This is a genomic window from Paraflavisolibacter caeni (assembly GCF_025628885.1).
Lineage (GTDB): Bacteria > Bacteroidota > Bacteroidia > Chitinophagales > Chitinophagaceae > Flavisolibacter > Flavisolibacter caeni.
In genome coordinates this window covers 106,670-118,542 of the sequence record NZ_JAOTIF010000003.1, presented here as the reverse complement: position 1 = coordinate 118,542, position 11,873 = coordinate 106,670, and the positions used below count along the sequence as shown (strand labels likewise).

Genomic DNA, 11,873 nt, shown 5'->3' with positions numbered 1-11,873 from the left:
CTAATTATCTAATAAAACAGAAGAAAGATGTTGTACGGCTAATGGGGGGCTTGCCAAAATAGGCACCTTTTTGTCTTCCGGAGCAAGGGTGTCAACAACACGCGCCATTGAAGCCTGGGCCAACAAGATCACATCTACCTCAGAAGAAAGCTTACGTAAAGCGCCGGCAACCATTTCATCGTGTTTGGCTGCATTACCGCTCATTAATTCTTCGAAAGCGCCTTCGCAGAGATGAGCAATCAATTGAATTTCCTTTCCTATAGCAGCAGCTCTTCGCTTTACCAGGTCGCAGGTAGGATTCAAGGTTGTAGGCAATGTTGCTATGACGCCTATTTTTGAATCGGACTGAACCGCCTGGTCGGCCATAGGCTGATCTACCCTTAACACAGGTACTTTTGTTAAAGGGGCGGCAGCTTCAACAGCGGCCCCGATAGAAGAGCAGGTAACCATTATAAAATCTGCACCAGCATCTTCTGCAGAACCAATATAATCAACTACCCTCCTTGCTGTATTTGCTGTTAATGCACCTTTAGCAATGACGTCTTTGATCAGACTGTCGTCAACAATATTAAATACGGTTACCCCAGGTAGTGATTGCTGACAAAGTTGCTGAAAAACAGGTACCAGCGTAGCCGAAGTGTGTATCAGTCCAAGTGTTTTTGCCACGATTTTATAGTTTTTGATTCGTTATGAGTTATGATTAATTGCCTATTGCAGATCGTTTATTTTACTGCATTTAACGTTGTAGTCCCCTGGAGTGCCAGTCCGAAATAATCCTCCCCTCCTACCTGACCACCTTTGAAGTTTACCTGCAGGCCATCCAGTGGAGATCCGGGCGCATAAGCCTTACACAATGGAGCGCCGGGAGCAAGTGGCGCCATCATCTCCACTGCTTCAATGCCCATTTCCCTGGCCGCATAACCAGAAGTATCACCGCCTGCGATCACAAGGCGTTTGACACCTGTCTGGGTGACCACTTCCCGTGCTATCCTGCCCAGAAAGGTCCCCAACAGTCTTGCAGTTTCTGATTTATCCATTTCTATTTGAGCGCATAATGCTGCTGTTTGGATTATTCTTTCATCATCAGCGCCACGACTTGTATGCACAATCACACTACGGCCCTTTTGCAAATAAGATATTACAGCTTCAAGATCGCAGCTTAGTGATAATTCATTTCCGTTTTCGCCTGATAAAGCAGTTATGGTTACAGGCACCTCTACAAAGCCGTTAGCCACCGCCCAGGTAATTTGCCCGGCGGTGACAGGTGAGCAACTACCAGAAATTACCAACAATGGACCGGCATTTCCCGGATCAGGCCAGCTTTTTTGAGGATGCACTATTTCCTGTTCCTGCCAATATGCGCCGATGGCCATTTCTATGCCTGATGAACCTACGGAGAAAAGGGTTTTTCCATTTTCAGCATAAGCGTCAATTAACTGTCCAATCCTGCTCATTTGATCTTCTTGGATGGCATCGAACAAGACAATTTCACTGCCGCCATCAATGATATTTTCCAAGACTGCAGCAGCCTCATCCAAAGGAAGTTGTAAATGCAGAATATCCAACAAACCAATTTTCTTATCTGTTTGCCGTGCTAAATGCAGCCTAAGGTCGCTTTCATCGGCAGGAGTAACCGGATGACGGCTCATAGAAGGATGCCGGTCCAGTCGATAAATATTTCCCTTGCTCCCTATCCCCAAGCGGGCAAACAGGTTGCCAAAGACACAATGGCGCCCTAATGCCGGAGCCGCGACCAGCAATGGTACAAAGTGGGATTGAAAGATCTCCGCCCCAACATCGATCGCCTTGCCAATGCTACCGATGGAAGGAGAAGAATCGAACGTGGAGCAAACCTTATAATGAACATGCCTTGCACCTATTTGGTTAAGGGCTGTAAAAGCAGGATACAGTTCCTGTTCCATCTCCCGCGGTTTCATAGCCCGTGAAATGCCAGCAACACCAACGGCCTGCAGGCCGTGAAACTGTTCGAGTTGTTCTGGTGTTGGCGGTTTTATAAAGAGCACTGTCTTAACGCCAGCACGGCTTAAGAACTCCAGGGCATCGGTAGAGCCGGTAAAGTCATCGCCGTAGTATGTGAGAAGAAGGGAGCGCATGATGAATGATCAGTGATGAGTAATGATTGATTGCCTATTGCACATTTTTTATTTTATCCATTTTGCCAAATTTTACCACTGATTGGGCAAATTGCGGATACTGCTGTGCAGCTTCTTCAATTGATAATCCTTCAACTGCGGCTTGCCATGCCTGTTGGAGAGCTACAACACCACCTGCAGGACCTTCGGGATGAGCCATAATACCGCCCCCAGCCATATAGAGCAAGTCAACGGTTTGCGTACGGCGATAAGTTTCGGGTGCCTGTCCGCCCCACTGGCCGGAAGAAACCACCGGAAGAATAGAATAACCTCCCAGCATCGGTTTCAGACATGCTTCAATGGAACGCACCACCGAATCATCAGATTCCCAGAACTTATTCTGGATGCCATTTACATGGATCTGATCTACACCAGCTAATCGCCATAATTTTTGATAAGCAGGAAATTCAATGCCCAACAGTGGATGCCTGTTCAACATGCCCCAGCCATTGCGGTGACCATGTATGGCCAGTTGTCCCTGATCACAAATCTTTTTCACCCCTGACAATCCGACACTATTCAAGCTGATCATAGCACAAGTGCCTCCAGCAGAGACGATCTTTTCATAATTTCTCAGCATGGCATCTGTATCATCGCTGATATTAAAGGCGTACATTACTTTTTTACCGGTCTTATCTGCATGATCATTAATTACACGCATGATAGCGTCTACCCTCTTATCAAAAGGTGAATTAGCAGAAGAAGAAAGCAATTCATCGTCTTTAATGAAATCGATTCCTGCTCCGACTAGCGTTTGTACCAAAGCAGCTGTTTGCTCCGGCGAGAGGCCGATGCTTGGCTTGATGATGGTACCAATCAAAGGGCGGTCTGCAACACTGGTCAGCCGGCGGCAGCCTTCTATGCCAAAGCAGGGGCCATGGAAATGTTGTGCAAAGGAAGGCGGCACGTCCAGGTCCATCAGCTTTAAACCTGTAAACTGAGTCAATTCATACAAATTTCCCTGCAGTGTAGATATAAGAACCGGCAGGTTGTATCCAAAATTCTCAATAGACCACGACACTTCAATCATTGCCCTGTGAAACAAACCACTACTAGCTCTCGCTCCAGGAATGGCAGATTCAGTTACTGTTTCCTGGTGACTGATTGATTCCACGCGGGCTGCGAACCTTTGTTTGAGTTCATCTGTTTCGCCAGGTACGGCAACGAAAGTACCCGATGATTGTTCGCCAGCTAGTACAGCCGCAGCTTTTTCCACTTCCAGAGGTGTCTCTATGAAATATGTTGCAGTAATTCTTTCCATGAGTAAGTGTGCGCTCTATTAATATTTTTTGAATTGCAAATGGTCAATTCATTTTCAAAGTTTAACTAACGGTTTTGCTGCTCATGCTTTTAATGATAAAAGAAGCCCCTTGTAGAAACAAGGGACGATTTGCTTTATGAAACTACTTGCCAAAACATGATTGGCATTTATGAGAAACTTGATATTCAAGTTTAATATTCTTAAAGAACAGCAACAATTCGAAGATAAACAAAAATAATAGAAAGAAAGTGAAAGCTAAAATAAATTTTATGTATAAAATCTTGCATCAGAATTAACAGATTAATAAAAAAAGGAAAGAAAAGTATGCCAAAACTGGTCAATAACTCCTAATCGCAAATAATATTCAAACAGAAAAGGAAATTTTAATAAACTGAACTGCTTAAATTGCCCGCCGAATAGTCCATATGAAAATTGAAACTGAATTAAAAAAGATCTTACCTGAAAGCCGCATCAGGTCAAGATATATTGACCTGGTATCGTTTGCTTCAGACGCAGGCTTTTATTACCTGGTTCCAAAGGCTGTTGTTCAGCCCATCAATGAAGCAGAAATCATTTCGCTTTTCCATTTTTCGCGTCAGCACCAAATTCCCCTGGTATTCCGTACAGGAGGCACTAGTCTTTCAGGACAATCCATTACTGATGGCATTTTGGTAGACCTTAGCAAGCACTGGAATGGAATAAAAATAGAAGAAAGCGGCGACCTGGTTCGTGTTCAACCCGGGATCACCGGCGCTATGGTAAATGCTCATTTAAAAAAACATAGCAAAAAGATCGGCCCCGATCCTTCCAGCATCAGCGCGGCCATGATGGGCGGCATTTTATCCAACAATGCCAGCGGCATGTGCTGCGGTGTAAAATTGAACTCTTATCATACCACTCAATACATACGTTTCATCTTACCCGATGGAAGGGTCTTTTCAACAGAGAAACAAGAAGACTATATACGATTTGAAAAAGAGTGCAGCGAAATCTTTCAAAATTTGACTGCAATCAGAGATCAGATTACATCTGACCAGGTTCTATATAATAAAATCAGGAACAAATACAGAACGAAGACTACAGTTGGATATTCGTTAAATGCGTTTATTGATCATGAGCATCCTCTGGACATTTTAGCACACCTACTGATCGGTGCAGAAGGTACCCTGGCCTTTATTTCGGAAGCCGTATTACATACAGTTCCTGATTATCCTTATAAATCGACAGCACTCCTGTACTTTGCTGAGATCTATTCAGCCTGCCAGGCAATAGTACCACTCACGAAAGCCGGAGCAATGATGGTTGAACTTATGGACAGGGCTTCCCTGCATGCCGTTGAAGATTTACCTGGCATGCCTTCCATTGTAAAGACACTGCCGGAAACCGCAGCAGCACTCTTGATCGAATTCCAGGAAAACAGCATAGAAGAACTGGAAGAAAGGGTGAACCAATTCCTGGTTTCTTCAACAGAGCTTGCTTTATACAATGCACCAGTTTTTACTACTGACCCTAAAGAGCAAGACTTTTTATGGAAAGTAAGGAAAGGCCTTTTTCCTGCTGTTGGCGCTGTAAGAGCTAGTGGCACAACAGTGATATTGGAAGATGTTGCCTTCCCGGTGGAAAAACTGGGCGACGCTATCATGGACCTGCAGCAATTGTTCCGGGCATATGATTACCTGAATGCAATCATTTTTGGTCATGCCAAGGATGGTAATATTCATTTCGTAGTTACGCAATCTTTCAATACCGAAGAAGAAGTGCTACGCTACGACCGGTTTACAAAAGAAGTGGTCAAACTGGTGGTGGAAAAGTATAATGGCACTTTAAAAGCAGAACATGGAACAGGCCGTAATATGGCTCCATTTGTGGAAACAGAATGGGGCGGTGAGGCCTATGCGATTATGAAACAGATTAAGGAGGTCATTGATCCCAAAGGGCTGCTCAATCCAGGTGTCATCATCAACCAGGACGAGAAAGTACACATCAAGAATTTAAAAGAACTTCCTACAGTAGAAGAGGAAGTAGACCGTTGCATCGAATGTGGGTACTGCGAGCATAAATGTCCCAGCCGGGATCTAACTACCACGCCCAGGAGAAGAATTGTGATCAGAAGGGAGCTAAAAAAACTGGAAGCCGCCGGTGATATAAAGCATTATGAACTTTTGCTTGAGCAATACAAATATGATGGCATGGATACCTGTGCGGTGGATGGACTATGCGCTACAGCCTGCCCGGTTGACATCAATACAGGCGACCTGATCAAAAGACTGAGGAGAGAAAACCACTCATCTTTTGCCAACAGGCTAGCATTGCTTATTGCCAAAAACTTTGCAACCATACAATGGTTGGTACGTGCAGCATTGAAAGCAGGTCATATAATCAATAGAACATTTGGCAGGCATACGATGAGCAGGCTGACTGGTAGTTTAAAGAAAATGTTCCCTTCAACTCCCTTATGGTCTGAACAAATCAGCTCCCCACCCAATTTATCTTCCATAAAGAATCATAAAGCAACTCAAAAACCTGAAGGAAGAACTATCATTTATTTTCCCAGTTGCATTTCCAGAACAATGGGAACATATACAGGAAAGGAGAAAAACGGGATCGAAACATTCATGAGCATTTGCAGCAAGGTTGGTATTGAAGTTTCTGTTTTGGAAGACGCTGACAGTAGTTGCTGCAGCCAGATATATTCGTCCAAAGGATTTAAGGATGCGTACACCTTTACGGCCAATCAAATTGTCGAAAGATTATGGAAGCAGAGCCAGGAAGGGATATTACCTGTTGTTATTGATGTCAGTTCCTGCGCTTATACATTGCACAATATTCGACCGGTATTAACTGAAGACAATAAAAGCAAGTTTGACCAGCTCAACATACTGGATAGTGTCGATTTCCTTCATGATTTGGTTCTGCCATTAGTACAGACAAAAAGAAAGAAAAAAGAAATAGTATTACATCCCGTTTGTTCGCTGCAGAAGATGAAAACTGACCACAAGTTCATTGCTATAGCAAAGCATTTTTCCGATAAGGTTAAAGTACCCAAATATGCTGGTTGTTGTGGCATGGCTGGTGACCGCGGCTTTCTGTTTCCAGAATTGACAGCCGCGGCTACAGCACCGGAAGCTTTGGAAGTAAGATCAGAAATGCAAGGTGATGGTTATTACTCTTCTACCAAAACATGCGAAATGGCTTTATCAGAATCAACCAAAAGAAATTATGAATCTATTTTGTATTTGGTTGATGAAGGTTTATAAGTAAAAAGTAATTGTATTATTTATTGACATCTATTCAAATTCGCGATAGGCTCCAAAAGTGGCCAGACGGTCCTCTCCAAGTGTCTGAGGAATCGGGAAACAGGAGACCTTGAGTTTTTCACAGATCTGCATCCACAGGTTGGTACGGGTATATGTCTGGTGCACTTTCTGGAAAGGAACAGATAACAGCAATTTACGGGCAGCTTCTATTTCACCTTTATCAATCAATAGTTGTACTCTTCTTTCAATGACCCATTCGTCATTCAGGGCTGCTACTTTTGAAAGCCAGGTTTCACGTTCGGCAATGGTTTGCGGTCCTAAATTGCGAAGCACTTTATCTCTTTCCACCACCACCTGCGGATGTAATTGCAACCAGGGTTCTTTGATAGATTCCAGCGCATTGCGTGCACCTGTCATATCACCTTTCATCTTGAGCAGGCGAGCTAACAGGACTTTTGACACCCCATTATTGGTCTTGGACAGAGTAGCAATAGCTTCATCACTTTTTCCCCTGCCTGCCAACCAACTGCCAAAATGAAACTTCCATAAGTCAGCTTCTTCACCTTTAGAATTCTGGATCGCCCAATTAAAAGCTTTGTCAAGGTTTTCCATCCCGGAAGGAGCCCACAAATTCTGATGTACTTGCGGAGGCGCAGGAACTTTTCCTTTCTGCAGGTAAGCAGTGACCAGTTGTTCCCAACATTTCACGGCTTCATTCCTTGCCCAAGTAAATAAGGGAACTTGCTTTACGGGACGCAAAGTAATATCAGGAACTTTCAAAGAGTAGATACTTAATTCTTTATCTGTAGGAATCCAATATTCTACATGCCACTTTGTTTCTTTGGGTTGCATTTCCAGTTTAATAGATTGATCGCTGATAGGCCCACCTTGTATCTCAATATATGTCTGGTGCTTTGCTGTACTGAGAACCGACCATGCACTGTCATCACCAACACCATAGCTCCACAATTTTATGCCGGGTGCACTCTTTACATCAGCAATATGATACAAACCTGTCCCAAGAGAAGGCGTAAAAGCACCAAATGCATTAGCATCTTTTGTTTTCCAAAAGTAGCCTGTCATTTCTTTGATATCTGCTTCTGTTTTGGGTCCCCCCTTTTGCCAGTCTAGGGTATCGATTTTTGATGAATGGGACAAAACTCGTCCATTGGGAAAGTCATATTTAGTATCGGGAGCCGAAGGTAAAGCTGCATTTGACCAGGACATCCAAGGATAAGCCGAAGTGTTTGGATTGTAGAATACAGCTCTCTGGGTAAGGAATGCATCGCTTGTTCCGAGAGAGTATTCTACTGACCATTGCATGCCAAAGCGAAGCTCCCGCTCTCCACAAGTGACATATATCCGGTCAGGCGTTTTGTCAATTTTATACAAAACGCTTTCATTTTGTACAGGGGTGTGGGAAATAGGAAAGCTCACTTCTATACCACCAGCAACAAAATAAAAGCGAGGAAGAATACGCGTATACCGGATCACATCCGGCACATACAACACCTCTTTGCCGGAAGCCTTATGAATCATGGAAGTAACCTTCCCTCCCAGGTCGGGGCAGATGGTCACTTTCATCTGACTGTTCTCCAATACTACAAACCTGTACTTTTTAAGCACCGGCCTGTTTGAAGTTTCGGCATAGCTAACGTAAGGATATACACCATTGGGATCAAAAGCGGTTGGTACTGGTCCAAATGGCGTTAATTGGTGTGTTAAGATATAGTCCTCAAATTTTGTACATACCACTTTGCTTTTATCGCTTTGAGCAATACATGTGGTAGCTATCAACTGAAGCAACACAAAGAAAAATAGACTTGTTTTCATACAATGGCAATGCGATAAGGAATAGCATTAAAATTAATACAAGTCTATTTAAAGACCATTTCATTGCTTGCCAATTTATCACTTAGTTGTTCAATCAGATCATTGCCTTTCTGCACGTCTTTTGCAATCTTTTTTTCATCGAAAGCCCGTTCAGGAACAAATACTTTCATGTGCTGGTCTAATTGCTTCAACAGGTTCTTTACGGTTTTATCGGTTGATTTTGATGCTAACGCTCTTATGATCCTGATCTTTTCAAAATCAACAATGCCTTCTCTTAGCTTTTCAAAGCGAATACCGCTGGCACCCCCCGGATAAACGAGGAAGCAATCGCCGGCAGGCCAAAGTGTATGCCGTGCATCTCTGGAAGGATCAGCCGGCCAGGCATCGTAAGCCCAGCGCAAAAAGCCGTCGTAACCAAAGGCTGCTGAGTACCAACTGATCCAACGACCTTCAATCGGTGGTGAAAAAACAAAGTTATTGGGAACAGGAGGGTTGCAGCAAACATAATAAGTGGTAGTAGCACCACGCGCTGACCTTGCTTTTACCTGCTGCTGATTGGATTCATTACCATAGAGGAAGCAATAGTCGTCCAGCAAAGTGTCCAATTCCGTGTGCCAGTTGCCGGCATAAGTTATCTTCCATTTTGCAGGATGTTCTTTTACCACTTTTATGGCGGCCAATGTTTGCTTCATTTCGTTCTCATTAATGCCCAGGTAGGTCTTTTCAAACCAGCCTTTCTGTTGCAAATGTTTTTCCAGGTCGGTCAGGAATGTGTGCCAGAAGGATTTAAATTCTTTTGACTCCGGAGGCCATACTTCATATACGTAATTGCCGGTAGCTTCTTCCATATAACGAAAGCGGTTGCCCCAGGGAAGCAAGGTATAGACAGTAATGGCATCATTGATACCAGCTTTCATAGCCAATTCCACATACTCGTCGAAGATTTTGTAATCAAACTTCCATGCGCCATTATTCTGTTTGATCCACTCAATCATGGTTCCTTCGATCATATAAGAGTTATCGGACCAGGGGGAATGCACCGCATAAGTAGTAATGAATTTTCCGCCTGCATCAGCATATAGCTTCAAATGCTTTTCCAGCATCACCTTGTGTTCTTCAGACCAGGGCTCAATACGATTGTACCAGGCCACCACCCAAGGATTTTGCCATAAGTCGAAGCGGTGCTTCCATTCACCGGGTTTGGGCAACACCTGGTTTTGGATTTTGAGTTTAATAGTTAAAACAGATCTACTTTTCTCAGAAAGCACTTCAATATCACCACTATAGATTCCAGCCTCTGCATCTGCAGGTACATCGACAGAAATCCAAATGGGTCTTACCGTTTTACCCGGAATTTCAAAACGATCAAATGCCTCAAAACGGTCAGGCATTAAATAGGCGTTCTTATAGGGACTCTCACCACAGGTCGCATCTTTAACACCATAGGGATAGTTAGATACAACATACCGAACCATATTCACTTTAATGTTGTTTTTACCAATAACTTTCCCATTTGAATGTTTCAGGTCATTACATTTTAATCGTACCTGCTGTATAGTATCTGGTGACCAAACCAAGAGCTGTGCATTCAAGCGTTCTCCTTTCCACCCCGTTTCCTTCCAGGTGCTGGCCTGTTTGTCAAGATCCGGAACTTCGGTCCTGAAATATAGTTTATCAGTTGAGCCAAAAGAAACATGCATGCCTGCAGTCTGGCTGTTCCATTTAGCAGGATCAACCGGCTTATCAAATGTATATTCTTCCTGATAATGCATATTGGGGGCAGGAACAGCAGCAATGTTCATTTGCCCCTTGAATTGTTGTGCATGGGTGATTCCATAGATAAGAATACAACAACAAAAAACTATGATTTTATTTTTCATTTCATTCTTTTTTCAGCTCATGAGCTGATGTGATCATTTGATATTTAGAAATGAAGCTACCGGTTACTCGTAACCGGTAACTTGCAACGGGTAAACACTCTGTCTGCTACCATCCGTTATTCTGCGTTACCGCTCCTTTCGTTAACTGAATTTGTTGCAAGGGAACCGGATCAAGGTAGTGTTTTGGTAAAAACTGGCGGGCTGACGCAGGTTCTGCTATAATAAACCCATTATTGTCCACCTGGATATCTACTCCCACTTTAAGTGATGGATATTTCTGCTGGTATTCTGTACCTACAAATTTAACACCCCTGAGCGCTTGTGGCATTACTGTTTCAGCAGTTTTCCACCTCCTGAGGTCTTCCCTTCTGAAGCCTTCAAAGGCCAACTCAACGGTGCGCTCCCTTCTTATTTCGTTCAGCATGTTCAAGCCATTTGTCTGAACAAACGCATTCGTGAGCCGGGGCATATTCACGCGGCTTCTCAACAGATTAATGGTTTTATCAAAATCTTCGTCAGAAATCGAGCCATTCTTTTCGTATAAAGCTTCAGCCAAAATCAATAAAACTTCAGCATACCTGATTTCTTTAAAGTCATATTGCCCCCTGAACTGAGCAGCGTCTAGAGTTTCATCCAGGAACTTGCGGATCATATAACATTACCCACTGATGTTTACAGGCCTGCCTGAATGCTTTACTAGTTTTAAAGTTTTTACCTCTACCATTTTGAAACTTGCATTCTTCACATATGACTTTTGGGCAATCAATTTTAGGACGGGACATACCAATAAAAAAGCCCTGGAATTAAATTCCAAGGCTTTCATCACACTTAACTATGCATGGTTCCTCTAAGGACCATTCTTAAGCTGCTCTTTTTGTACTCTTAGTTACAGATGTACGCCCCAGCAGCGATTGGATCATTATAGTTAAATTTTTAGTTGTAGGCTCGCCTGTAAAAGGGGCACCATTAATAAAAATGGCAGGAACATCTCTTATACCCAGAGCAATCCCCTCCCTCAAGTCATCCTGTACATATACACCATAATAACTATTGATCAACTCATCCAGTATTTTTTTAGACTTAACCCCAACTGCGCGGGCATGCTCTTTAAGGCTGATGGTTCCCAGTCTATTCCGGTTAGCAAAAAGTTCATTATGCATTTCCCAGAATTTTCCCTCCTGTGCGGCAGCCAGAGAAGCTTCTGCAGCTTTGTGTGCTTTTTGATGGATTTTAAGCAACGGAAAGTGGCGAAATATAAATTTCACCTCCTGAGGAAACACTTCCAGCAGTTCCTTTACTGCTTTATGAGCTTTAGCACAGGCTTGACTTTCATAATCCCCAAACATCATCAAAGTAACCGGTGCATCTTTTTCACCAACTACAATTTTTTTGGAAGGAATAACTTCCACTATCTCTGCTTTTTTCATAATTTAATGTACTTGTAAGAAAGTTTATAAGCGGCGGGTTCCTGGTTTGTAACTTAAAAGCA

At 43.2% G+C, this 11,873-nt stretch carries 8 protein-coding genes; 1 reads left to right on the top strand and 7 read right to left on the bottom strand.

Annotation, left to right across the window (positions count from 1 at the left end; all coding sequences use genetic code 11):
- Genes OCK74_RS06945 through OCK74_RS06935 form a run of 3 tightly spaced genes read right to left on the bottom strand, consistent with a single transcriptional unit; the run spans position 1 to position 3,414 of the window.
- Positions 1 to 666 (bottom strand): aspartate/glutamate racemase family protein, encoded by a 666-nt coding sequence (locus tag OCK74_RS06945; RefSeq protein ID WP_279296293.1) that lies wholly within the window; start codon positions 664 to 666, stop codon positions 1 to 3.
- A gap of 56 nt (positions 667 to 722) precedes the next feature.
- Positions 723 to 2,114: a four-carbon acid sugar kinase family protein gene (locus tag OCK74_RS06940; RefSeq protein WP_279296292.1), complete on the bottom strand. Its 1,392-nt coding sequence runs from the start codon at positions 2,112 to 2,114 to the stop codon at positions 723 to 725.
- 34 nt (positions 2,115 to 2,148) lie between these two features.
- Complete coding sequence (locus OCK74_RS06935; protein WP_279296291.1) at positions 2,149 to 3,414, bottom strand: ribulose-bisphosphate carboxylase large subunit family protein; 1,266 nt, start codon at positions 3,412 to 3,414, stop codon at positions 2,149 to 2,151.
- A 425-nt stretch (positions 3,415 to 3,839) separates the two neighbouring features.
- Here OCK74_RS06935 and OCK74_RS06930 point away from each other — a divergent pair, with 425 nt between their 5' ends.
- Positions 3,840 to 6,671, top strand: a complete 2,832-nt coding sequence (locus tag OCK74_RS06930) for an FAD-binding and (Fe-S)-binding domain-containing protein (RefSeq protein ID WP_279296290.1) — start codon at positions 3,840 to 3,842, stop codon at positions 6,669 to 6,671.
- Positions 6,672 to 6,701: 30 nt separating this feature from the next.
- Here OCK74_RS06930 and OCK74_RS06925 read toward each other — a convergent pair whose 3' ends face one another.
- The 4 genes from OCK74_RS06925 to OCK74_RS06910 form a co-directional block, all read right to left on the bottom strand.
- A complete protein-coding gene (locus OCK74_RS06925) occupies positions 6,702 to 8,504 on the bottom strand; it encodes a DUF5107 domain-containing protein (RefSeq protein WP_279296289.1) in 1,803 nt (600 codons plus the stop codon).
- Between the two features lie 44 nt (positions 8,505 to 8,548).
- Positions 8,549 to 10,384, bottom strand: a complete 1,836-nt coding sequence (locus OCK74_RS06920; RefSeq protein WP_279296288.1) for a DUF4091 domain-containing protein — start codon at positions 10,382 to 10,384, stop codon at positions 8,549 to 8,551.
- A gap of 106 nt (positions 10,385 to 10,490) precedes the next feature.
- Entirely contained in the window at positions 10,491 to 11,036 is a 546-nt protein-coding gene (locus OCK74_RS06915) for a RagB/SusD family nutrient uptake outer membrane protein (protein ID WP_279296287.1), read from the bottom strand.
- Between the two features lie 208 nt (positions 11,037 to 11,244).
- Complete coding sequence (locus OCK74_RS06910; protein WP_279296286.1) at positions 11,245 to 11,811, bottom strand: DsbA family protein; 567 nt, start codon at positions 11,809 to 11,811, stop codon at positions 11,245 to 11,247.
- Positions 11,812 to 11,873 lie beyond the last annotated feature (62 nt).